Annotated in this window: 23 protein-coding genes; all 23 read left to right on the forward strand. The window is 30.1% G+C overall.

Annotation, left to right across the window (positions count from 1 at the left end):
- Positions 1-4: 4 nt before the first annotated feature.
- The 23 genes from H9661_RS03065 to H9661_RS03175 all read left to right on the forward strand — a co-directional run bounded on the left by H9661_RS03065 (position 5) and on the right by H9661_RS03175 (position 24,891).
- Positions 5-709, forward strand: coding sequence for a lysophospholipid acyltransferase family protein (locus H9661_RS03065; RefSeq protein ID WP_191767701.1), 705 nt, complete (start codon positions 5-7; stop codon positions 707-709).
- The gene (gene nth, locus H9661_RS03070) at positions 710-1,342 is read left to right on the forward strand and encodes an endonuclease III (protein ID WP_191767702.1); all 633 of its coding nucleotides are present in this window, start codon (positions 710-712) and stop codon (positions 1,340-1,342) included.
- Between the two features lie 116 nt (positions 1,343-1,458).
- Positions 1,459-2,364 (forward strand): D-alanine--D-alanine ligase, encoded by a 906-nt coding sequence (locus tag H9661_RS03075; protein WP_143318324.1) that lies wholly within the window; start codon positions 1,459-1,461, stop codon positions 2,362-2,364.
- A gap of 159 nt (positions 2,365-2,523) precedes the next feature.
- Positions 2,524-3,231 carry a response regulator transcription factor gene (locus H9661_RS03080; protein WP_191767703.1) on the forward strand — a complete coding sequence of 236 codons (708 nt, stop codon included), beginning with the start codon at positions 2,524-2,526 and terminating at the stop codon, positions 3,229-3,231.
- Complete coding sequence (locus H9661_RS03085) at positions 3,224-4,750, forward strand: sensor histidine kinase (protein ID WP_423738976.1); 1,527 nt, start codon at positions 3,224-3,226, stop codon at positions 4,748-4,750. The genes H9661_RS03080 and H9661_RS03085 overlap by 8 nt, the downstream gene beginning before the upstream one ends.
- A 74-nt stretch (positions 4,751-4,824) precedes the next feature.
- Complete coding sequence (locus tag H9661_RS03090; protein WP_191767704.1) at positions 4,825-5,766, forward strand: glycoside hydrolase family 25 protein; 942 nt, start codon at positions 4,825-4,827, stop codon at positions 5,764-5,766.
- A gap of 221 nt (positions 5,767-5,987) precedes the next feature.
- Positions 5,988-7,268: a VanW family protein gene (locus H9661_RS03095; RefSeq protein WP_185966895.1), complete on the forward strand. Its 1,281-nt coding sequence runs from the start codon at positions 5,988-5,990 to the stop codon at positions 7,266-7,268.
- A gap of 26 nt (positions 7,269-7,294) precedes the next feature.
- Entirely contained in the window at positions 7,295-8,131 is an 837-nt protein-coding gene (locus H9661_RS03100; protein ID WP_191767705.1) for a Cof-type HAD-IIB family hydrolase, read from the forward strand.
- A gap of 137 nt (positions 8,132-8,268) precedes the next feature.
- On the forward strand, positions 8,269-8,730 hold the full coding sequence (locus H9661_RS03105) for a tRNA (cytidine(34)-2'-O)-methyltransferase (RefSeq protein WP_143318330.1): 462 nt from the start codon (positions 8,269-8,271) through the stop codon (positions 8,728-8,730).
- A gap of 20 nt (positions 8,731-8,750) precedes the next feature.
- Positions 8,751-9,599 (forward strand): DegV family protein, encoded by an 849-nt coding sequence (locus H9661_RS03110; RefSeq protein WP_143318331.1) that lies wholly within the window; start codon positions 8,751-8,753, stop codon positions 9,597-9,599.
- 116 nt (positions 9,600-9,715) lie between these two features.
- Positions 9,716-11,089 carry an RNA polymerase factor sigma-54 gene (gene rpoN / locus H9661_RS03115; RefSeq protein WP_191767713.1) on the forward strand — a complete coding sequence of 458 codons (1,374 nt, stop codon included), beginning with the start codon at positions 9,716-9,718 and terminating at the stop codon, positions 11,087-11,089.
- A gap of 215 nt (positions 11,090-11,304) precedes the next feature.
- Positions 11,305-12,351, forward strand: a complete 1,047-nt coding sequence (locus H9661_RS03120) for a sugar-binding transcriptional regulator (RefSeq protein WP_143318333.1) — start codon at positions 11,305-11,307, stop codon at positions 12,349-12,351.
- Positions 12,352-12,398: 47 nt separating this feature from the next.
- Positions 12,399-13,415 carry a type I glyceraldehyde-3-phosphate dehydrogenase gene (gene gap, locus H9661_RS03125; protein WP_143318334.1) on the forward strand — a complete coding sequence of 339 codons (1,017 nt, stop codon included), beginning with the start codon at positions 12,399-12,401 and terminating at the stop codon, positions 13,413-13,415.
- A gap of 111 nt (positions 13,416-13,526) precedes the next feature.
- Positions 13,527-14,705, forward strand: a complete 1,179-nt coding sequence (locus H9661_RS03130; protein WP_191767706.1) for a phosphoglycerate kinase — start codon at positions 13,527-13,529, stop codon at positions 14,703-14,705.
- Positions 14,706-14,742: 37 nt separating this feature from the next.
- Positions 14,743-15,489 carry a triose-phosphate isomerase gene (gene tpiA, locus H9661_RS03135; protein ID WP_143318336.1) on the forward strand — a complete coding sequence of 249 codons (747 nt, stop codon included), beginning with the start codon at positions 14,743-14,745 and terminating at the stop codon, positions 15,487-15,489.
- A 201-nt stretch (positions 15,490-15,690) separates the two neighbouring features.
- Positions 15,691-16,134 (forward strand): RrF2 family transcriptional regulator, encoded by a 444-nt coding sequence (locus tag H9661_RS03140; protein ID WP_143318337.1) that lies wholly within the window; start codon positions 15,691-15,693, stop codon positions 16,132-16,134.
- 105 nt (positions 16,135-16,239) lie between these two features.
- A complete protein-coding gene (gene gpmI / locus H9661_RS03145) occupies positions 16,240-17,775 on the forward strand; it encodes a 2,3-bisphosphoglycerate-independent phosphoglycerate mutase (RefSeq protein ID WP_143318338.1) in 1,536 nt (511 codons plus the stop codon).
- A 175-nt stretch (positions 17,776-17,950) separates the two neighbouring features.
- The gene (locus H9661_RS03150) at positions 17,951-18,835 is read left to right on the forward strand and encodes an IS1/IS1595 family N-terminal zinc-binding domain-containing protein (RefSeq protein WP_143318339.1); all 885 of its coding nucleotides are present in this window, start codon (positions 17,951-17,953) and stop codon (positions 18,833-18,835) included.
- A gap of 166 nt (positions 18,836-19,001) precedes the next feature.
- Positions 19,002-19,667, forward strand: coding sequence for an ABC transporter ATP-binding protein (locus H9661_RS03155; protein WP_143318340.1), 666 nt, complete (start codon positions 19,002-19,004; stop codon positions 19,665-19,667).
- 12 nt (positions 19,668-19,679) lie between these two features.
- Positions 19,680-22,199, forward strand: coding sequence for an ABC transporter permease (locus tag H9661_RS03160; RefSeq protein WP_143318341.1), 2,520 nt, complete (start codon positions 19,680-19,682; stop codon positions 22,197-22,199).
- Positions 22,200-22,288: 89 nt separating this feature from the next.
- Positions 22,289-22,957: a response regulator transcription factor gene (locus H9661_RS03165; RefSeq protein ID WP_143318342.1), complete on the forward strand. Its 669-nt coding sequence runs from the start codon at positions 22,289-22,291 to the stop codon at positions 22,955-22,957.
- Positions 22,945-24,186, forward strand: coding sequence for a sensor histidine kinase (locus H9661_RS03170; RefSeq protein ID WP_191767707.1), 1,242 nt, complete (start codon positions 22,945-22,947; stop codon positions 24,184-24,186). The genes H9661_RS03165 and H9661_RS03170 overlap by 13 nt, the downstream gene beginning before the upstream one ends.
- 78 nt (positions 24,187-24,264) lie before the next feature.
- Positions 24,265-24,891, forward strand: coding sequence for a protein kinase (locus H9661_RS03175; protein ID WP_191767708.1), 627 nt, complete (start codon positions 24,265-24,267; stop codon positions 24,889-24,891).
- Positions 24,892-25,118 lie beyond the last annotated feature (227 nt).

Raw genomic sequence — 25,118 nt, forward strand, 5'->3', positions numbered from 1 at the left:
AATAATGTTATCGCCATTAGCTGTTAAGTTGATAAAAATAATGCCTGAAAGTTTTGTAATTGCATTTGCAAAGAGAACTGTAAAGAGCTATTTAAATAAATATTGTAAATTTAATATCGAAGGATTTGAAGAAGTTAAGTCTATAAAAGGACCTATTATATTTATAGGTAACCATCTTAGTAATTCTGATGGATTGATTTTAGATAAAATACTAAAAAAAGATTTTGATCCTTTCTTTGTAGCAGGCGTCAAATTATCTGATGATCCTATAACTAATATAGGGACAAAAATAGTTAAGAATATTGCCGTTAAGCCTAATACAGCAGATAAAGAAGCTATAACTAATATGGTTAAGACTGTTAGGGGAGGAAGTAATCTTGTTATATTTCCAGAGGGTACTAGGAGTAGAACTGGTGCAATGATAGAAGGTAAAAAAGGAATATTGTTACTTGCAAGAATGACTAAAGCTAATATTATTCCTATAGGAATGAGCGGAACAGATAAACTTTTACCAATAAATGATTCTGGAGACATGGGAAGTGAAAAGTGGCATAATGCAGATGTGAATGTTAAGTTTGGTAAACCAGTAGTACTTGATAAACGAGAAAAAGATGAGGATAAGCACGATTATGATGAAAGATGCTTAAATAAAATAATGAGGTCAATTGCAGATTTATTGCCTGAAAGCTATAAAGGTGTGTATAAATAAATGAAGCAAAAAACAAAAAAGATACTGGAAATACTGAAGGAAACATATCCAGATGCGAAATGTGAATTAAACTATGAAACACCATTTCAATTATTGGTTGCAACTATTTTATCGGCGCAAACTACTGATAAAAAAGTTAATGAAGTGACTAAGACACTTTTTGGTGATTATCCAGATTTAGAAGCTTTTTTGAAAATTGAAAGTGATGAATTAGAAGAGAGAATTAGGCAGATCGGACTTTATAGGAGTAAAACCAAGAATCTAATTATGATGTTTCATCAGCTAAAGGAAAATTTTAATGGTGAAGTTCCAAAAACAATGGAAGGGATAACTTCACTAGCTGGAGCTGGAAGAAAGACAGCAAATGTAGTATTGTCTAATGCTTTTGGGGTTCCATCTATTGCTGTAGATACTCATGTGTTTAGAGTATCAAACAGATTAGGTCTTGCGGATTCAGACAATGTACTTGAGGTAGAAAAACAGCTTCAAAAAGAGCTTCCAAAGAAAGAATGGTCTCTTGCACATCATTTGCTAATATTTCATGGAAGAAGATGTTGCATAGCTAGAAAGCCAAAGTGCGAGATATGTTCATTGACTGAACAGTGCCAATATTATCGAGAAATAAGCAAGTAGAATAAAACCACTTTAGTAATGATTTAACAATGCAGTGGTACTTAACTAATAAAAAAAGATTGAATATAATTATATAGGATAATAAATGTTATATTAATTAGGAGGCACGGTACAGTATGAAAGTTGGAGTTATAATGGGGGGAATCTCTTCAGAAAGAGAAATTTCATTAAAGAGTGGAGAATCAATAATTGAAAATATTGATAGAAATAAATATGAAATAGTACCTATAGTTATAGATAAAAAAGTAGATGTTGTAGAAAAGGTGAAAGGTATAGATTTTGCTTTACTTGCACTTCATGGGCAATTTGGAGAAGATGGAACAGTTCAAGCTGTACTTCAAACTTTAGATATTCCTTATTCAGGTTGTGGACCATTAAGTAGTGCGGCTTGTATGGATAAGGATATGACTAAAAGCTTATTAAAGGCAGCAGGAATTAGAACAGCTCCATGGATAAATATTAGAAAAGGCGAAAGCATAGACTATGAAGAAATAAATAAACTTGGTTATCCGGTTGTTGTAAAGCCAACTCATGGAGGATCGAGTGTTGCAACATTTATCGTAAAAGAGAAAAAAGATATAGAGAAGTCAGTTAAGGAAGCTTTTGAATGGGATACAGAAGTTATGATTGAAAAGTTTATTAAAGGGGAAGAAATCACTTGTCCTATATTAAACAATGAAATGTTCCCAGTTGTTGCAATAAAGCCTAACGCAGAATTTTTTGACTTCACAGCAAAATATCAAGATGGTGGAGCTAATGAATTTGTTATTGAACTGGAAGCAAAACTTCACAAAGAAGTTCAGGAAATGGCATTAGATACATTTAAAGCTTTGAAATGTGTAGTTTACTCAAGGGTTGATATGATAATAACAGAGGATGGAATACCTTATGTACTTGAAGTGAATACATTGCCAGGAATGACTAAAAATAGTCTTTTCCCTAAGAGTGCTGCTGGAAAAAATATTAGTTTTAGTGGATTATTAGATCTAATAATAGAAGAATCTTTAAAAGAAAAGAGATAGAAAAGGTAAGGATAAACATTTCTAAATGTTTATCCTTTTTTTTAAGAAATAATTAAGAAGTTATAAAACTTTATATTAAGATGTTATATATAGAATAAAATTATCCAATCTGATAATATTTATGATATGAATATTAAGATAATGTGGAGGGTGAGTTAAATGGAAAAGATATTAATTGTAGATGATGAAAAAGAAATAAGAGATTTAGTTGAAATATATTTAAAAAGTGAAGGATACGAAACTATAAAATGCGGAGATGGTGAAGAAGCTTTACAAATTCTCAGTTGTGAAAAAGATATTGATTTAGTTGTTCTAGATATAATGATGCCAAAGTTAAATGGAATAGAAACGTGTCTTAAGATTAGAGAGGAAAGGGAAATGCCAATCATAATGCTATCTGCTAAATCAGAAGATGTAGATAAAATTTTAGGATTAAATATGGGGGCTGATGATTATCTGACCAAACCTTTTAATCCTCTAGAATTAGTAGCAAGAGTAAAATCACAACTAAGAAGATTTTATAGGTTAAATCCAAGCGTTAATTCAAAGATTGAGGAAGATACAAAAAATTTAATCCAAATTGAAGATTTAGAGGTTAACTTGGAAACTCATGAGGCCTTTATAGATAAAAATGAAGTTAAATTAACTCCTACAGAATTTGATATTTTAGTACTCTTAGCAAAAAATCGTGGAAAGGTATTTTCTATTTCAAATATTTATGAAAGTGTCTGGAATCAGGAATTCATGGAGTCTGATAATACAGTAATGGTGCATATAAGAAAGATTAGAGAGAAGATTGAAGAGAATCCAAGAAAGCCTAGATTTATAAAAACAGTATGGGGGGTTGGGTATAAAATTGATAAATGATAGAAATAAAAAGAGACCACTTATTGAAAGAATTTTGAAGAGGATATATAGGAGCAGAATTTTTAATCCTACAAGAAAATATTTTGATATACTAAGAGAAAAGATAGAGAAAAGCATACGATTTGAGGTTATGGTAGTTGTTGCAATATGTTTTGTCTTGTCATTCATTTTTTATGGATTTCTAAATAGTGCTATGAAAAGTGAAAATAAACAAGCATCAATAAGTTATGATTCTCAAAGTGTAGAAAACTCTGCCAAAAGTTATGTAGATAGATTGCAAAAATCTGATGGGAGTGTAACTTTAAAGAATGAAGAGTTTTTTAAACAATTTTTTGCTACGATCGGGTCAAATGCTGGAACTAAGGCATATATAACCGACCTAGATGGAAATGTAATAAAAAAATCATCTAATGTTGTAGAGGATAAAATAGATTTGTTTTCACTTATGTCTGGGGTGAGTACTGTAAATTATGATAATAATTCTGGAAAACAGCTTAAGTTTGTGTATCCTGTAAGAATAGGTGAGGATAGATGCTATTTTGTATATGAAGATTCGCCAAAATCATATATTAAGTACAAGTATTACGAATCTAGTAATTCATTTTTAGCATTAATACTTTCTTGCATAGTTTTTATAGTAGCATTTATTATAATAACAAATAAGAAAATGAAATATTTAGATGAAATAAGCCTTGGATTGAAACAAATTGCAGGAGGGAATTTAGATTATAAAATTCAGGAAAAGGGCAGTGATGAAATAAGAAATTTTGCAGCTAATATAAATTATATGTCTAAAGAGATTAATAAAAAGATAGCAGCAGAAAGAAGAGCAGAAAAAACCAAAACTGATCTTATAACAAATGTATCACATGATTTAAGAACGCCTCTTACATCTATTATGGGATACATAGGTTTAGTCAAAGATGGTAGGTATGATAATGAAAAAACTAAAGATGAGTATCTAGATATAGCATTTAGCAAAGCAGAAAAATTAAAAGTTTTGATTGAGGATTTATTTGAATATACAAAGCTTAATAATGATGGAATAAAGATAAACAAAAGTCAGGTGAATGTAACAGAATTTTTATTTCAGTTAATAGATGAGTTAACGCCACTATTTGAAGAAAATAAGTTATCTATAATAAAGAGTAACGTTGAAGAAAAGGTATTAGTAGATTTAGATACGGATAAGATGCTTAGGGTATTTGAAAATTTGCTTACTAATGCTATTAAGTATTCATATAAGCCAGGAAATATAATTGTTGGAGTATCAAAAAAAGATGGATATGCCACTATTTCAATAAGAAATAAGGGGGAAAATATACCTCCAGAGAAAGTTTCAAAGCTTTTTGAAAGATTTTATAGGTTAGATGAGTCTAGAAATGGGAAGAGTGGAGGATCGGGACTTGGGCTCGCTATATCAAAAAATATAGTAGAATTGCATGGTGGTCAAATTTGGGCTGAGTGTTATGGAGAAGACATAAGCTTTTATGTAAAATTGGAAAGCATAAAATATTAGAAATGTGAGTAACTTTTTTGAAAGAAATAAATATTCTATTATAGAGAGAATAATTTATTACTTTTGGAGGAAAAATGCAAAATAGAAATCCCAATAGCTTATTTGGCATAGATATCAATGAATATTCACAAAATGTAAACTTTACGACTTTAGCTACAAGGATAGATTTTTTATACTTAAGATCTTCAGGGTCAGGAACCGGACGGTTTAGAGTAGATAAAAAGTTTTTAGAGTTTGCGCGTCAAGCAAGAAATTTTGGCATACCAGTTGGAGCGTATCATTTTGGTATACCATCATATGATTTGAATACAGCAGATTTACAGTGTGATGATTTTATTGATATATTACAACGTGGTTTTGGAACTAGAGATTATGGAGATCTTTTCCCTGTACTTGATATTGAAACACCTGTTGATAAAACTATTTCTACAGCAGCTTTGGTAAATTGGATAGATAGGTTTAGAAAAAGGTTTGAAAGAAAGACAAGAAGAAGATTAATGCTTTATACAGGAGCTTTTTTTATAGAGATATACGATAATTTTCAGGTTCCGGGAAGAGGATTTCCGTTAAGAAATATGCCTCTTTGGATTGCTATGTATACTAAAATTCCAGGAAATCCACCTTATCCAAAAGATCAGGGAGGATGGACTAGATGGAGAATATGGCAGTATAGTGAAGATGCAAATGTTAGAGGTGTTGGAAACCCGGTAGATGCAAACTGGGGACCAAATAATATTGATTTATTAACACAACCAAGTAATGTAACAGGGCTAACAGCAAGGAGAGATGGAGGGAACATTGTAGTTAATTGGAATAGGGTTCCGGATGTGGATTTATTAGGCTACAACTTATTTGTTAATAATTATTGGGTAGGAACTGTTGATGAAGGAGACACACAATTTGTTATTAAGAAAGGTACTCTTAATGTACCAAGTGGATCTAACATCACAATAACTATTGAAGCTTTTGATTATGATGGTGAAACATCTAAGAGGAGAGCAAGAGTAGTATTGTAAAGAAGCTTATGAGAGGAGTTTTCATAGGCTTCTTTCATTTTTAAAATTAACTATTTAAGATAATAATAATTTTAATATATGCATTTATGAAATAAAGAATTTGATATAAAAGTTTTCCTTATTTTACATAATGATATCTTATAATTTCTTTCGGTATAATATATAATTAAAAGGTAATAATATATATTTTTATATAAACAATCATAGAAGGGGATGAAGTTTTGGGAAGTCAAGTAAAGAATATATCTATGTCGAAAAGTAGAAATTTTCAAATTATCATATTAGGAATTATAGTTATTATTTTTTCGGGTTTTTTAGCATATTCCATGTCTAATCAAGGTCTTATAAAAGACTGGGAGAATAAAGTTTACCCAGGCGTTGATGTCAAAGATGTAGAATTAGGAGGTAAAAGTAAAGAAGAGGCAAGTCAAATATTAAATGATAATTTTAAAACTAAGTTAGGAGAAAAAAAACTTAATATAAATGTTGGAAAAAAGACTTTTAGTTATACCTATAAGGATTTGACAGCAAATTATAATATAGATAAGGCTGTAGAGGAAGCACTTAGCTATGGGAAAGATAAATGGTTTTTTCAAAAAGGTTCTATAATTAGAAATAATAAAAATTATGAAATTGACTTAGATCTTACTTATGATGAAAATAAAACGCAGCAAATAATTGAAGAAGTTAAGAAGAAAGTTAATGTATCGCCTAAAAATGCAAGAATTTCTGTTAATGGTGATAAGATAGAAGTAGTTCCTGATAGTAATGGGTATGAATTAAATACTGATGGAATTGAGGAAAAATTCAAGAATGCTATAAATAATGACATACATGGTGAAACTAATATTTCATTAGACATGAAAGAGAAAAAAGCAGATATTACGAAGGAACAATTATCAAAGATATCTGGAAAAATGTCCACATTTTCAACAAATTATGCTGTTGGAGATAGAGGGAGTAATTTAGAAATTGCAGCATCATTAGTAAATGGTACTATTTTAATGCCAGGACAAACCTTCAGTTATTCAGATATATCCCAAAAAGGTCGTGGAAAATATTCTTTTGCTGGTGGGTATGTAAATGGTAAAGTTGAACAAGTTGAGGCAGGTGGAATATGCCAAGTATGTACTACTTTATACAGGGCAATAATGAGATCAAATATTAGGTCTGTTGAACGTCATAATCATATGATGCTAGTTGGTTATTCAGAACCTGGATTGGATGCAACTGTTTCTTGGGGGTCTTTAGACTATAAGTTTAAAAATACTTATGATTTTCCAATATATATTGAAGGCATAGGTGGGGGCGGAACAATTACATTTAATATCTATGGAAATCCAAATGCTTTGGGTGGAAAGACTTATGAATTAAAAAGTGAGAATTTAGGAACTGATGCAGAAGGGAATATTAGAGCAAAATCTTATCAAGTAACTTATCAAAATGGAAAAGAAATAAATAGAGAACTTATATCCACTGATAGTTATAAGCAACATTCGTAGTATTAAGAAGTATAAGAGGATAATTTATGAATATAAAGATGATATGTATAGATTTAGATGGAACCTTATTTACAAACAAAAAGAAAGTGATAACTACAAATTGTAGACAAGCCATTAAAGAAGCCCATGAAAAAGGAATAGAAATAGTAATAACAACTGGAAGGATATACAATAATGCAGTACAAATATCAAAAAGCATAGGTGTAAATTGTCCAGTAATTGCAGCTAATGGAGCAGTAATAATGGATAGAGGGTTTAAGCGAGAGATATTTTGTAATAAACTTGATTATAAAAAATGTATTGATATTATGAGAATGGCAAAAAAGCATAAAGTTACGGTGCATTTTTATACAAAGGATACCATTATTACAAATGGCTTGCTTGGATATATCATAGGAAGTATATACGTAAACTTTAATAAAGATAAAGAATATGGCATAAATCTTGATAAATGTATAAGTTATAAAAAATCAATTGAAAAGTTTAGAAAGTATAGTGAAGAAATAGTTAAATGCGTCATCTACTCTAAAGATAGAAGAAGAATAATATCATTTAAAAAAGAGATTGAAGAAAAAAGTGATCTAGCTATTTTTGGTTCAGGAGAATATTCTATTGAATTAAGCTCTAATGGAATTTCAAAGGGAAAGGCAGTAGAAATATTAGCTGAAGACTTAAAGATAAAAAGAGAAGAGATAATGTGTATTGGTGACAATGAAAATGATATTTCTATGATTAAATATGCAGGAATAGGTGTTGCTATGGGAAATGCAGTTTCTAAATTAAAAGATGTTGCAGATTATATAACAGATACAAATTATAATGATGGAGTTGCAAAAGCAATAAAAAAGTTTGTTTTAGATTAAGAAGTGATATATGTAAATAAACAAAGGATATAGTGCGTTATTATATTAAGTTGCTTGTAAAAGGTTTTGACTAATTACATATTTATGTAGTATCATTTGAGTAATATTAAATAGACGGTTGTATGGAGGATAGAGCATTGAATTTAAATATAGTTTTATATCAACCTGAAATACCACAGAACACAGGTAATATTGCAAGGACATGTGTATTAACAGATTCAAAATTACATTTAATTAAGCCATTAGGCTTTGAACTAGATGAAAAACATTTAAGAAGAGCGGGTTTAGATTACTGGAAAGATTTAAAGTTAGAAGTTCATGAAAGTTATGAAGACTTTATGGATAAATACGGAGATAATAGAATATTTTTAGCTTCAACTCATGGGGGAGAACATTACGATGAAGTCTCATTTAAGGAAGGAGACTTTATAATGTTTGGAAGGGAATCAGCAGGGGTTCCTGAAGAGGTCCATAATGCACTTGAAAATATTAGAGTACCAATGATTAAGAGTAGTACTAGAAGCTTAAACTTATCAAACACAGTTGCTATAATTGCGTATGAAGCGTTAAGACAATTTGGATTTCCAAACATGAAGTAAGTTGGAGGGGAATGAGGAAAATGGATAAAATTAAAATAATCACAGATAGTTCAGCAGATTTACCCAAAGAAGTTTTCGATAAATTAGATATAGATGTATTACCACTACTTATTAATTTTGGAGAAGATAGCTATAAGGATGGAATAGAAATAAATACTAATGAATTATTCGCTAGAATAGATAGAGGAGATGTTTTTCCAAATACTTCACAAGTAACACCAAATAGGTTTGAAGAAACTTATAGAAAATATTTAGATGAAGGATATAAGATAATTTCTATCCATCTTTCATCTGGAATGAGCGGAACATATCAATCAGCATGTTTAGCTAAAAATATGGTTGAAAGTGAAGATGTACATGTTATTGATTCAAAATCAGTTACTGCAGGGGTAGCTCTATTAGCTTATAGAGCAGCTATACTAAGAGATTTAGGTAAAACCGTGGATGAAATAGTTGCAGATTTAGAGGAGAAAAAAGAATATCTTTGCTCTTCTGTATGTTTTGAATCTCTAGATAACTTAGTCAAAGGTGGAAGAATATCAAAGACAGTAAGTGTTGTAACTGGAGTTCTCGGAATTAAATTAATATTAGAAGTAAAAGATGGATTAATGACAGTAAAAGATAAGGTTAGAGGAAGTAAAAAGGCTGTTAAAAGAATACTTCAAGATTTAAATGAATATGAATGTTTGGAAGGAATGCCAGTAGTGCTTTTAAATTTAAATAATGAAGATGTTCATAGTCCTATAGAGGAATATTTTAATGAACAAGGAATTGATTTTATAAATGCAAAAGTAGGTTGTACAGTTGGAATTCATTCAGGAAACAATGTAACAGGAATATTCTTCTTTTCGAAGAAAAAAACTAATTGATAAATAAGTAGAGGAGCTAAAGTGAAGCTCCTCTATTTATTTAGAATGTGAAAATGTATACATGGGAGAAATAAGCAGAATGATTATATTGTGAAGTTGGGGTGGAGTATGTGAAAATAGATTATTCTTATAATTTGGCACAAGAACAAAAATTAGCATTGACTCAAGAAATGCAATTATCTATTAAGATACTGCAAATGTCAGCTAATGAACTTAGAGAATACATAAATGAGGAGTATGAAGAAAATCCTGTATTAGATATAAAGGATGATTTTATTTCTAGTGAAAATAAGAAAAGTACTGATTTAGATAAGTATGACTATAAAGAAATGATAAAGTATTTGGAATTTGATAATTATGGAGCTCAAAGTTATGGAAATTATGAAGAAGAAGTATCACCTTTTAATTTTATCTCACAAAAAAAATCTCTTAAAGAATATTTGCATGAGCAGGTAATGGAAATAGAGGGAAATGAATTCAAAAAAGAAATTGCTGATTATATAATTGAGAGTTTGGATAATAGAGGCTATTTGGAAATTGGAATTAATGAAATATCAGAAGAACTTAATTTAGATAGTAAACTAGTGGAGGAAGCTTTAAAAATTGTTCAAAGTTTAGAACCATATGGTATAGGTGCAAGAAACTTAAAAGAGTGCTTGAATAATCAATTAAAATATCTAGGATACAATGATGAAAAGCTGTACGTAATGGTAGATAAATTTTTAGAAGAGTTAGCAGATAATAAATTTAAAAATATAGCGTTAGCTTTAGATATATCTCCTAGAGAAGCTCAAAGATATGGAGACATAATAAAAAAGTTGGAACCCAAGCCATCAAGGGGCTTTTATACTGGAGAGGAAGTTAAGTATGTATTACCAGACGCTGAAATAAGAAAGATACAAGATGAATTTTTAGTAATAATGAATGATAAATTAGTTCCCAGTTTATCTATAAGTAATACTTATAAAGAAATAGTTAATAGTGATAAAGAGAGTGATGCTACTGCATATGTAAAAGAAAGATTGGACAAGGCGTTATTTATAATTAAAAGTATAGAGCAGAGAAGAAGTACATTATATAAAGTATTAAAAAAAATAGTTGAAAATCAAGAAGATTATTTCAAATACGGAATTAACTACATAAAACCAATGACGTTAAAGTATATTTCAGAAGAAATTGGGATGCATGAGTCTACTATAAGTAGAGCTATAAAAGATAAATATATCTTAACTGCTTTTGGTACAGTAAAAATTAGAAGTTTATTTACTACAGGAATGACTTCGACCAAAGGCGAGGATGATGTTGCGGTTTTTAGAATAAAAAATAGCATAAAGGAACTTATTAATGGGGAAGATAAGACAAAACCTTTTTCAGATCAATATATCTGTGATTATCTAAATGATAAAAATATAAATATATCAAGAAGAACTGTAGCAAAATACAGAGAAGAATTACAAATCAAATCATCAAGCAAAAGAAAAAGAATATAGGAATAATCTTCAGTAGACTCACATAAAGAGGTTAGTTTACTGAGATTTTCTTTGTATTCCAATAATAAAAATAGCATGAATCTTTATACACAATAAGAAGAATTTTTAAAAAATTCATATAAACTCTTTTAAAATCTATAATATTGCATTATAATGATACATGTGGGACGAAAAAAAAGAGAGTGGGACGTTATAAGCCCAAAGGAGTGTTTACATTGAAGGAAATATTACGACTTCAAAAGAAGATAGTTCCTGAGCTTGTAGAAGTGTTAGAAAAAAGGTACAATATACTAAGAACTATTTACTATAATCAACCAATTGGCAGACGAATACTGGCAAATGAACTAAATCTTGGTGAGAGAATAGTCAGAACAGAAATTAGCCTTTTAAAAGCGCAAGGACTTATTGATATAAATACTCCAGGTATGACTGTGACAGATAGTGGTGAAGAGATAGTTAATGAGCTTAAGGACTTTATACATGAGATAAAAGGATTATCAGAAATTGAAAGCCAAATTAAATCTTTATTACATTTAAGAAAAGTCATCATTGTTCCAGGAGATGTTGATGAGAATCCAATAATTTTAAAAGAACTAGGTAAAGCTTGTTCGAATTATGTTAAAGATATTATTAAGGATAATAGTATAATTGCTTTAACTGGAGGAAGTACGTTGAAAGAAGTTGTTGAAGCCTTTCCAAGGTTAAATAACTTTTCAAATATATTAGTAGTTCCAGCAAGAGGCGGCATGGGAAGAAAGGTAGAAACACAAGCTAATACCTTAGCAGCATCTTTTGCCGAAAAGATAAATGGAAGCTACAAAATGCTCCACATTCCTGAAAATCTTTCTTTAGATATTTTAGATTCTTTATTAAAGGAGAAGGAGATTAAGGAAGTAATTGATTGTATTCATAAAGCAGACATATTAATTTATGGTATAGGTAATGCTAGAGATATGGCAATTAAAAGAGGAGCAGCAGAGGAAGAGATTAATAGACTTATAGACTTAGGTGCTATAGGCGAGGCTTTTGGTTGTTATTTCAATAAAGACTCAAAGGTTGTATCTCAAACTACCCCAATTGGAATTAATATAAAAGAGGCAAGAAAAATTAACACACATATTGCTGTTGCGGGTGGGAAAAATAAAGTCGAGTCAATAATTTCGACTCAACGTAATAATACTAATGGTATTCTTGTTACTGATGAAGCTGCTGGTAGAGAAATCTTAGAGATTTTAAAGAAGACCATGAATAATTTAATTTAGTTTATAAAAAATAATTTTTATAAATACATTTTTAGGAGGTAATTTTAATGGCAAATGTTAAAGTAGCAATTAATGGATTTGGACGTATTGGACGTCTTGCATTCAGACAAATGTTCGGAGCAGAGGGGTATGATGTTGTTGCAATCAACGACTTAACAGATCCTAAGATGTTAGCACACTTATTAAAATATGATTCATCTCAAGGTAGATATGAAGGAACAGTAGAAGTTAAAGAATCTTCTATCGTTGTTAATGGAAAAGAAATTAAGATTTATGCTGAAGCTGATGCTTCTAAACTTCCTTGGGGAGAAATCGGAGTAGACGTTGTACTTGAATGTACTGGATTCTATGTATCTAAAGCAAAATCTCAAGCACATATCAATGCAGGTGCTAAGAAAGTTGTTATTTCAGCTCCAGCTGGAAACGATCTTCCAACAGTTGTATTCAATGTAAACCATGATATATTAACTGCTGATGATAATATAATTTCAGCTGCATCTTGTACAACTAACTGTTTAGCTCCAATGGCTAAAGCACTTAATGATTTAGCACCAATTCAAACTGGTATTATGTCAACAATCCATGCTTACACTGGAGATCAAATGGTATTAGATGGACCACATAGAAAAGGTGACTTCAGAAGAGCTAGAGCAGCAGCTGTAAACATAGTTCCTAACTCAACAGGAGCTGCAAAAGCTATCGGATTAGTTATTCCAGAATTAAACGGAAAATTAATCGGTTCTGCACAAAGAGTTCCAGTTCCAACTGGTTCTACAACTATCTTAGTTTCAGTTGTTAAAGGAAAAGACATTACAGTTGAAAGCGTTAATGCTGCTATGAAGGCTGCTTCTAATGATTCTTTCGGATACACTGAAGAAGAATTAGTATCTTCTGATATCATTGGAATCAAGTATGGTTCATTATTCGATGCAACTCAAACAATGGTTTCTAAAATCGGAGAAGATTTATACCAAGTTCAAACAGTTGCATGGTATGACAATGAAAATTCATACACTAGCCAAATGGTTAGAACTATAAAGCACTTCGCTAACTTCTTAAAGTAATTTAAGTATTTAGTTACAAGTATTTAAAGATTAAAAATAAGTCTGGTTTTGTAGTATAAGGCTATAAAGCCAGACTGTTTTAAAATAAAGAAATATTATGAGGTGAAAATAATGAGTTTTAATAAGAAAACTATCGAAGATATCCAAGTTCAAGGTAAAAAAGTATTAGTTAGATGTGATTTTAATGTGCCATTAAAAGATGGAGTAATAACTGATGAAAATAGATTAAATGGAGCACTTCCAACTATAAAGTATTTAGTAAACAATGGAGCAAAAGTAATTCTTTGTTCACATTTAGGAAAAGATGCTTCTAAATCTTTAGCACCAGTTGCTACAAGACTTAGTGAAATGTTAGGTAAAGAAGTTGTTTTTGCTAGAGATGAAGAAGTTGTAGGAGAAAATGCTAAAAAAGCTGTTGCTTCTATGAAGGACGGAGACGTTGTATTATTAGAAAATACAAGATGCAGAAAAGAAGAAACTAAGAATGTTGAAGAATTCTCTAAAGAATTAGCTTCACTTGCTGATATATTTGTTAACGATGCATTTGGTACAGCTCACAGAGCTCACTGCTCAACTGTTGGTGTAACTAATTACTTAGATACAGCTGTATGTGGATACTTAATTCAAAAAGAATTAAAGTTCTTAGGAGAAGCTGTAAACTCACCAGTTAGACCTTTCGTTGCTATACTTGGAGGAGCTAAGGTTTCAGATAAGATTGCTGTTATAAACAACTTATTAGATAAAGTTGATACATTAATCATTGGTGGAGGAATGGCTTACACATTCTTAAAGGCTCAAGGATATGAAATCGGAACTTCATTAGTTGAAGAAGATAGATTAGACTATGCTAAGGAAATGATTGAAAAGGCTAAAGCTAAGGGAGTTAAGTTCTTATTACCAGTAGATCACAGAGTTGCTACTGAATTTAAGGATGTTGAAGCTACAGTTACAGCTGATGAAAATATTCCAGCAGGAAACATGGGACTAGATATCGGACCTAAGACTGATGCTCTTTATGCAGATGCTATAAAAGATGCTAAGACAGTTATATGGAATGGACCTATGGGAGTATTTGAATTTGAAAACTACAACAAGGGAACTATTGCAGTTGCAAAGGCTATGGCTGATGCAGATGCTACAACAGTTATCGGAGGAGGAGACTCTGCTGCTGCTGTAAATATCTTAGGATTTGGAGATAAGATGACTCACATATCAACTGGTGGTGGAGCTTCTCTTGAATTCTTAGAAGGTAAAGTTTTACCAGGAATCGATGCATTAAACGATAAATAATAAGACAGATATAAAATTAAATTTTGAGGTGATTTGAATGAGAAAACCTGTTATAGCTGGAAACTGGAAAATGCATTATACTCCAGAAGAAGCTGTTAAAGTTATAAATGAATTAAAACCATTAGTTAAAGATGCTACTTGTGAAGTAGTAATATGTCCAACTTTTGTTTGTTTAGATGCTGCTATAAAGGCTGCTAAAGGATCAAATATAAAGATTGGTGCTCAAAACATGCACTTTGAAGAAAAAGGAGCTTTCACAGGAGAAGTTGCTCCAGGAATGCTTGAAGCTATGGGAGTAGACTATGTTGTTTTAGGACATAGTGAAAGAAGAGAATACTTCAATGAAACTGACGAAGCTTTAAACAAGAAGGTTAAGGTTGCATTTGCACATAACTTAATTCCAATGCTTTGTTGCGGAGAAACTTTAGAACAAAGAGAAAATGGAACAACTAATCAAGTTATTTCTGCTCAAATTAAAGCTGATTTAGATGGATTAGACAAAAATTTAGCTGAGAAAGTAGTTATAGCTTACGAACCAATCTGGGCTATAGGAACTGGAAAAACTGCTACTAAGGAACAAGCAAATGAAACAATAGCTGCTATTAGAGGAGTTGTTGCTGAAATGTTCGGTGCTGAAGTTGCTGATAAGGTTAGAATCCAATACGGTGGATCAGTTAAGCCAAACACAATAAAAGATCAAATGGCTATGTCTGATATAGATGGAGCTTTAGTTGGTGGAGCAAGCTTAGTTGCTACTGATTTTGCTCAAATCGTAAATTTCTAGAATTTTAGATATTAGTAATAAAGAACCATGCAAATTGTTAAGCTGTTAAAGGTGATTTGCATGGTTTTTATTATTTTGCCATTAACTAAAGTATTCTGATAAGAAAGATAGACTTTGTATTGAGGAAATAAGTGAGTTTATGGTATACTTGAATAAAAATCAAAGGGAAAGAACCCTTTTAGATATGTGGAGGATTTATATATGAAGATATCTACAAAGGTTGAATACGGTCTTGTAGCTTTAATAGACATAGCAACAAATTCTAGTAGTGGTGAAGTTGTTACTGTAATTAGTATTTCTGAAAGACAAGGAATTTCAAAAAATTACCTAGAACAAATTTTAACGCCTCTTCGCCAAGCTGGGATAATAAATGGAACAAAAGGAGCTCAAGGGGGATATAGCTTAACTACAAAGCCTGAATATTTAAAAATTTCAACAATATTAAATGCGTTAGATAGTAATTTGATTAATGTAGTTTTTGACAACAGCATGAAGTGTGATCAAAATGCAATTAACGTAATAAAAAATAACTTGTGGGATAAATTGGATGAAAGTTTTAATAAACTTACAGATAATATTACACTTGCAGATCTTGTTGAGGAATATAAAAATGGGACTTTAGATTCGGCTATGTTTTATATTTAGGTATACCTTTACAAAGTTGCAAAGGTATTTAAAAAATAATATAATAAAATTGTGTTAAAGAATAAACAATAACAGTATAGAGATAAATATAATGGAGGTATAGGCATGGCAAAGAAACCAGTTATGTTAATGATAATGGACGGTTTTGGAATAGCACCAAAATCAGAAGGAAATGCAGTAGCATTAGCAAAGAAACCTAATTTCGATAGATTAATGAAAGAATATCCAAATTCTGAACTTCAAGCGAGTGGAATGGCAGTTGGTCTTCCAGAAGGACAAATGGGAAATTCAGAAGTAGGACATTTAAATATAGGAGCAGGAAGAATAGTATATCAAGAACTTACTAGAATTACTAAATCAATTGCAGATGGAGATTTCTTTAGTAACGAAGCTTTACTAAAAGCAATGAAAAATGCAAAAGAAAATAACACTTCATTGCACTTGATGGGATTGTTATCAGACGGTGGGGTACACTCACATGTTGATCATTTAAGAGGTCTTTTAGAGTTTGCTAAAAAAGAAGGACTTCAAAAGGTTTATGTTCATGCATTTATGGATGGTAGAGACGTACCTCCATCATCAGGAAAAGATTTTGTTGAAAAGACAGAAGCTATGATGAAGGAAGTTGGTGTAGGAGAAATAGCTACAATAAGTGGTAGATACTATGCTATGGATAGAGATAACAGATGGGAAAGAGTTGAACTTGCTTATAATGCATTAGTATTAGGTAAAGGTGAAACTGCTTCTTCAGCTGTTGAAGCTATGGATAAGTCATACCATGACAATAAAACAGATGAATTTGTATTACCATGTGTAGTTACAAAGGACGGAAATGCAACAGCAACTATAAAAAATGGAGATTCAGTTATATTCTTTAACTTTAGACCAGATAGAGCTAGAGAGTTAACTAGAGCTATAAACGATAAGGTTTTTGAAGGATTTAAGAGAGAAACTTTAAATCTTACATTTGTAACTATGACTCAATATGATAAGACTTTAGAGGGAGTTAATGTAGCATTTAAGCCACAAACTCTTGCTAATACTTTAGGAGAATATATTTCTTCAAAAGGATTGAAGCAACTTAGAATAGCAGAAACTGAAAAGTATGCTCACGTTACTTTCTTCTTTAACGGTGGAGTTGAAAAAGAAAATGAAGGTGAAGATAGAAAAGTTATTCCATCACCTAAGGTTGCAACATACGATCTTAAACCAGAAATGTCAGCATATGAAGTTACAGATGAACTATTAAATAGAATAGATGAAGATAAGTATGATATGATTATACTTAACTATGCTAACCCAGATATGGTTGGTCATACAGGAATTGTTGATGCTGCAGTTAAAGCAGTAGAAACTGTAGATGAATGTTTAGGAAAGGTAGTAGATAAGATACTTGAAAAGGATGGTACATTATTTATTACAGCTGACCATGGAAATGCTGAAACTATGATAGATTTCTCAACAGGAAATCCATTTACTGCACACACTACAGATCCAGTTCCATTTATTTGGGTAACAAACAATGTTAATGGAAGAAATCTTAAAGCTGGAAAGCTTGCAGATATTGCTCCAACAATGTTAAATGTTATGGGAGTTGAAGTGCCAGCAGAAATGACTGGAGAATGTTTAATTTCTGAATAAGATAAAGCATGTAAATTAGAAAGCTATCTCTGAAAATGAGATGGCTTTTTTATTTTGCTATAAAAAGAGCAGAGAAATATATACCATAATCAAATTATTGGGAATCTGTATTAAAAAAGTGTTGGTAATGTTTAGAAGTGATCAATATGGATAGTATTAAAATGAGGTGATTGTTTTGATACAGTTTGATCCAAACTTGATAAAATTAGAATATAAGATAGATTTGATAATAAAAAAGGATTTATTTAATAAGAAACAGATAAAGTGTTGTCCAATTTGTGGATCTACAAATTATATAAAGTATGGAAGTTATAAAGAAATTCAAAGATTTAAGTGTAAATCAAAAAGTTGCGGTAAAACTTTTTCATTAACAACTAATTCAATATGGAGTTATTCGAAGAAGAGCTCTAAAAAGTGGATTGAATTTATGGAGCTGATGATGGAAAAAAGATCATTAAGATATTGTGCAGAAAAATTGAAAATTAGTTTAGGAACTGCATTTTACTGGAGGCATAAGATACTAAATGGATTTATGAAAGAAGTAAATCCAAGTGAGCTTTGCGATAATGTTCATATTGGAAAAGGTGCAGTAAAAGAAAATTTCAAGGGAAAACGAAATATAACGACTTCAAAAAGAGAAGATATTTGGATAATAGCAGCTAGAGGCAACAAGGATTCAATATTAGTAACTCCTATATGCAAAAAAGTTTGGAATTTCCGAAGTTTTCAGGAAAAGATATATTCAAAAATATATAAGAATTCATACATTACTGCATATGGAGATAGATATTTACAAGCAATAGCTAAAAAACATAACAATGGAATGAAAAAGAAAAAGGGTAAAGTTGATAATTGCATTAAATATTTCAGAAGTAACTTAAATATATGGATGAGTTGTTTTCATGGAATAGGAACAAAATATTTAAAGAAATATTTAAGTTGGTTTATACTATTTTATTTAGAAAAAAAGATTGATTATATGGATATAACATATGAGTTATTAAAAGAAAATAATTTCCTTACAACCAAAAAAATCAGAGATATAAAAGAAAATATGTAAATGCTAAAGAAACAACATTTTCTTCATACAGAGCTTTAGTAATATTAGTAAGGTATCACTTCTTCAGGGCTTTATTACAGAATTGTAATAATTTATTATACCTTTTTGTAATATTGAAATATTATTATCTATGTATAGTAAGTAATATTTGAGAGGGGAAATAGTAATGATAGTAATAAAAACAGAAAATTTAAGTAAAGTCTATGGAAAAAAAGACAATAAGGTTGTTGCATTAGATAATGTAAATATAGAGATTGAAAAAGGAGAGTTTGTGGCCATAATTGGAGCAAGTGGATCAGGGAAAAGTACACTTCTTCACCAAATCGGAGGGGTAGATGGGCCAACTGGCGGAAAAGTAATTATAGATGGTAAAGATATTTATAGTTTAAATGAAGGAAACTTAGCAGTTTTTAGAAGAAGAAAAATTGGTTTTGTATTTCAATCATTTAATTTAATTCCAGTGTTATCAGTAGAGGAAAATATTAAGATGCCAGCACTTTTAGATCATCAAAAAGTCGATGAAGAATATTATAAAGATTTAATTAAAACACTTGGACTTGAAGATAGATTAAATCATTTACCATCAGAACTTTCAGGTGGACAGCAACAAAGAGTAGCAATAGCTAGAGCATTAATTAATAAGCCAGCAATAATATTAGCTGATGAACCTACAGGAAACTTAGATAGTGAAAATTCAAAAGAAATTATGGAGATGTTAAAAGTATCTATTAGAAAATATAATCAAACAGCAATAGTTATAACACATGATTTGAGTGTTGCTGAAAATACAGATAGGATTATCAAAATAAAAGATGGAAAAGTAGTTAAATAGGAGGAGAATGCTATGAAGAACTATAGTGAAATATCTAATAGATATATGCAAGAAAATAAAAAAAGATCAGCATTAACTATCCTAGGTATAATTTTAGCAACTGTATTAATATTTGCAGTTGGAACCTTTTTACTAAGTTTTAGAGATTCAATGATTGCAAGTGAAAGAGCTCAAGCTGATTATGAATTTAAAATTAAAAATATAAATTCAGAACAAATGGATAAGATTATCAATAATGCAGAAATTAAGGATAGTTCCATATATGAATCTGGAGATCAATATTCTATTTCAGGTAGTGATAAAATAGTTTCGTTAGAAAAAGGAAATAAAGATTATTTTGATAAGATATATACAAATAAAATTTTGGATGGAAGAGAACCAGAGAAACAAGGAGAAGTAATAGTTGATGTTAATGTGAAAAACATTTTAAAGGTTAAAGTTGGGGATAAGATCACATTAGCAAATAAAGATGGTAGGACTACAAATATTAATATAGTAGGTGTATCAGAGCAAAAACTTTATATTTCAGATGGACCATTAGTTTTCACTGGATATACAGATAGTTTCGATAGTAGTAAGAATTATAATGTTTATGTAAATTTAAAATCATCTAAAAATAAACAGGATATAATAAATAAAGTTATAAAAGACGCAAGTATAGAGTTGAAAGACGGAACTTTAGCAAATAATAATGAGTTGCTTTATCTAACAGGAAATGGAGCTTCAGAAGGCATTACTTCATCTTTATATAAGATGGCTGCATTTGTAATAGTTGTAATAATGATATGTACAATTACAGTTATATATAACTCATTTAATATATCAGTTATAGAGAGAATAAAATATTTTGGAGTGCTTAAGGCTATCGGTGCAACACCTAAACAAATAAAGAGGATTATACTAAAAGAAGGAGCCATAATGGGAGTAATTGCACTGCCTTTAGGCTGCTTAATAGGATATTTTTCTCTTGTAATAGGAGTTAAGTTATTTATCGGTGATAGTTTAATGTTTATGGATAACTTTAAAGTGCAATTTTATCCAAGCATTATAGCTGTGACAGTAGCTTTAGTATCATTAACAATATGGATTTCTATATTGGGACCAGCTAGAAAAGCGAGAAAAGTTTCAGCAGTTGAAGCTATGAGGAATAAAAATGAAATAAAGCTTGGTAAATTAAAGAGACGAAGAGGAAGACTTATAGAAAAAATATTTGGTATTGAAGGAAGTCTAGCATATAAGAATATTAGAAGAACGCCAGTAAGATTTATAATAACAGTTATAGCTTTAACTATATCAATTATAATGTTTAATGTATTTTATGGATTTTTGGATTATGCGAAACAATCTGTAAATCAAATGTATGGAGATATATTTTTTGATTCTCAATTAGGGAAAGTAAATCAAGAAGGATTTACCCAAAATGAAGTAAATGAGATTAAAGAAAAAGAATTTATTAAAGATACCTATGAATTCAATATGCAAGATACTAGAATGCCTATTTCAAAGGATTCATTAAATAAGGATTTTGAAGAGAAAACAGAATTTAAGTCTATGAATAAGGAAATAGATAATTTCAGTATACTAAATAATACTAGCACATATATATGTGGAGACAAGGAGATTAAACTAGCAGAAAAATATATATCAGAAGGAAAGTTTGATTTAGAAAAACTAGAAAGTGATGGAATAATTTTAATTGATGGTAGAAGTGTAACACATAAAGATGGGACTAAGGAAATAGTAAGGGTTACTAATTACAAAGTTGGAGATAAGATAAAGGTACCAAAATTAAAGAACTATAATAATAAAAACCCGGAAGCAAGTGATGAAAAAATAAATGAAGCTATAAAAAATAATCAATATTATGAGGTGCCTATAGTAGCAATATTGGAAAAAGACCCTTTAGAAGGACAATTTTTATATGGTGATAAAATTGAATTTATGATGCATAAAGATATTTATACTAAGTATTTTGGAGAGTTTTCACCAAATAAACTATTTTTCACTTTTAATGGGGATAAGGAAGCTAGAGAAAATGCTGTGAAGTATTTTGATGAAGTAAAAGATAGTAAGGGATATAATTATGCTGATATTGGAAATGAAATGAAAAAGGTTGAACAATTATATGGACAAATAGAATTCTTTGTATATTGTTTTATAATTATAGTAACAGTTATTTCAGTAGTTAATATATTTAATACAATTTCAACTAACTTATTATTAAGAAAAAAAGAATTCTCTACCCTTAGGGCTATAGGAATGAAGGAAAATCAGCTTAGAAAGAGCGTAATGCTTGAAGGAACTCTTTATGGAATAATAGCTTCCATAGTAGGCGGAATAGTTTCAGCACTATTACTTGGCTTATTAATAAAACTTGGAGGAGGTATTGCAGATATCAAGTATAATTTTGCAGTAATACCATTTGCAGCTTCTATAGTAGTAGCTATTGCTGTAACTTACCTTTCAACATTAGTTCCACTAAGAAGACTTAAAAAACTTACTATCGTTGAAGGTATAAGTGATGATGAATAAATAGAAATTTGTAAAAGGACTTTTTTAAGTCCTTTTTTGCTGTGAAAATAATGTATAATATTAGTAAAGAACTATAAGGAGAGGGTAAAATGAAGATTTTATTAGTAGAAGATGATATGACGTTAGCCATGGGCATAGAATATTCGTTAAAAAATGAAGGCTTTGAAGTAGTTCATGCTTCAACATTAAAAAAAGCAAGAGAAGATTTTCAAGATTTAGATATAGATATGATATTGTTAGATGTAACTTTACCAGATGGAAGTGGATATGATTTTTGTAAAGAGGTAAGAGGAAGTAATGAAACCCCTATAATCTTTTTAACAGCTTGTGATGAGGAAGTTAATATAGTTTTAGGATTAGATATGGGGGCAGATGATTATTTAACTAAGCCAGTTAGGGTTAGAGAACTTATTGCAAGGATTAATGCTGTAGCAAGAAGAAAATCAGTAGGAACAGAAGAAAAAATTACTTATAGAGATTTAATAGTATTTCCACTTAAGTATGAAGTATATAAGAGTGGTGAGAAGATTTTTTTAACTTCAGCTGAATATAAACTTTTATTATTGCTATTAGAAAATAGGGGCAACGTATTAACAAGAAAGCAGCTTTTAGAAAAACTTTGGGATATAGAAGGTGACTTTATAGAAGAGAAGACATTAACAGTTTATATAAAAAGATTAAGAGAAAAGCTTTTAGAGGATAAAAGTAATCCTTATATTGAAACTGTAAGGGGAGTAGGATATAAATGGATTCATTAAAATTTTATAGAAATCCAGAAGCTAGAAAAGTAACAGGTAAGTTCATGATTATTTTGATTATTGGGATAATTGCTATAGGGCTAGCTTCATTTATTATTGCTAAAAATATAAGTAAAACTCTCATTAATCAGAATGCTGTTATTTTATCTAATATTTTAGAAGGTAAAAAAGATACTGATATAATAAAAAATTTCTATGAGAAAGGAAGCTCAGAAGAAATAAGTAAGGCTAAAGAGTTTTTAAGTAGTTATGGATATGATGAGAATATTACTTTAGATTCAGATGAAATAGTACAAGGAATATTAAAGAACATGTTGTTAATATTCATTCCAATATTAGTAGTGTTTTTAGTAATATTGTATTTTTGTTTTGTAAAAGAATTAAAGAGAATTTATATAAAGATAAATGAGATAGTTGAAAGTACTGGAGCTATGTCAAATGGGGAGTTTAGAGAGATTGATGGAGACTATAAAGAAGGGGAGATGGCATTATTAATATCATCCCTTAATTACATGGGAGATAGGGTAAATAATTCAATTGAACTCTTAAGATATGATAAAGAAAAGTTAAAAGACTTTTTATCAGATATATCACATCAATTAAAAACACCACTAGCATCCCTAGTCATGTTTAATGACCTTTTAAGAGAAAATGAAAATATGCCTTATGAAGATAGGGTAAAGTTTTTAGATAAGTCAGAGGAACAACTAGGAAGGATGGAATGGCTTATTATGAATCTTTTAAAGGTAGGAAGAATAGAAGCAAATGCTATTAGATTTGAAAAGGAAAAACAACCTTTAAAAGAGACTATAGAACTAGCTATTTCTTCATTATTGCAAGAGTCCAAAAAGAAAGATCAAGAGCTGATTGTGGAAGGCGAAGTAAATGCAGAAGTCATTCATGATAAGGAGTGGCTAGCAGAGGCTTTATCCAACATAATAAAAAATGCTATAGAGCATACAGACATTGGGGGAAAGGTGAAAATACAAGTAAATAAAGGACCATTGATAACAAAGATATACATTAAAGACAATGGAAGAGGAATCTCTGAGGAATTACAGAAAAAAATTTTTAAGAGGTTTTATAAAGGAGAAAATAGTAGTAATCCTAAAAGTATTGGGATTGGCTTATCTTTATCTAAGAGTATTATTGAAGAAATGGATGGAGAAATTAAACTTATTAGTGAAGAAGGAAAGGGAAGTACATTTATTGTTAGCTTTTTTAACTAGTAATAACAAGTAGGCTGCATAGGCGATATTCTTATAGCATACAAATATAATGAGAGCAATAATTAGGTATAGAGGTATATGAAGAAGTATCATTGTTATTCTGCTCCTTTTGACGAGAAAACAGAAGAGCTCTTTAAAGAAGCTGTTTTTTTAGGACAAGGGAATAATGGAGTTGTTTATAGTTTGCCTGAAGACAAAGTCATAAAGCTTTTTGTAGAAGAAAAGGTATGTCTAGATGAATCTAAAGCCCTTGCTAAAGGAAATGGCTCTAAGTATTTTCCAAAAGTATATGAGTTAGGTAAGTTATATATTGTTAGGGAAAAGGTTGATGGATTGCAGCTTGATAAATACATAAAAAAATATGGCTTAAATAAGGATCTTATCTATAATATATATAAACTAACTAAAGAGTTTAAAAAATTAGGGTTTTCTAAAATAGATACTAGATGTAAAGATATTATGGTAGGGGAAAGAAATAATGTGAAGATTATTGACCCTAAAAAATGTTTTTCAAGACATGTAGATTTCCCAAGGCATCTAATGAAGGGACTTATGAAACTTGAAGTGCTTGATGAATTTTTTATATTTATGTATGAAATAGATATAAAGGTTGGAAAAGAGTGGAGATATAAATTCGATAAGTATTGGGCAAAAGAAAAGTTAAAATCAAAGTATAAGAGAAATAACGAAGAAGACTTTCTTTAATTTTATCTAAAGAAATTTTTGCAATAAATAGAGAATAGATTAATTAAGTTTTACAAATACTATTCTTGTTATTAAACTAGATAATTTTAGGTAATATAAGAAATTAAAGGAGGGACTTTTGTGAAAAGTTATGTTGAAATTGTTGATATCGTAGGAAGACAAATATTAGATTCTAGATGTTTTCCAACAGTTGAAGTTGAGGTTTATTTAGATGATGGAACTATAGG

Origin of the sequence: Clostridium cibarium (genome assembly GCF_014836335.1) — a bacterium.
Lineage (GTDB): Bacteria > Bacillota > Clostridia > Clostridiales > Clostridiaceae > Clostridium > Clostridium cibarium.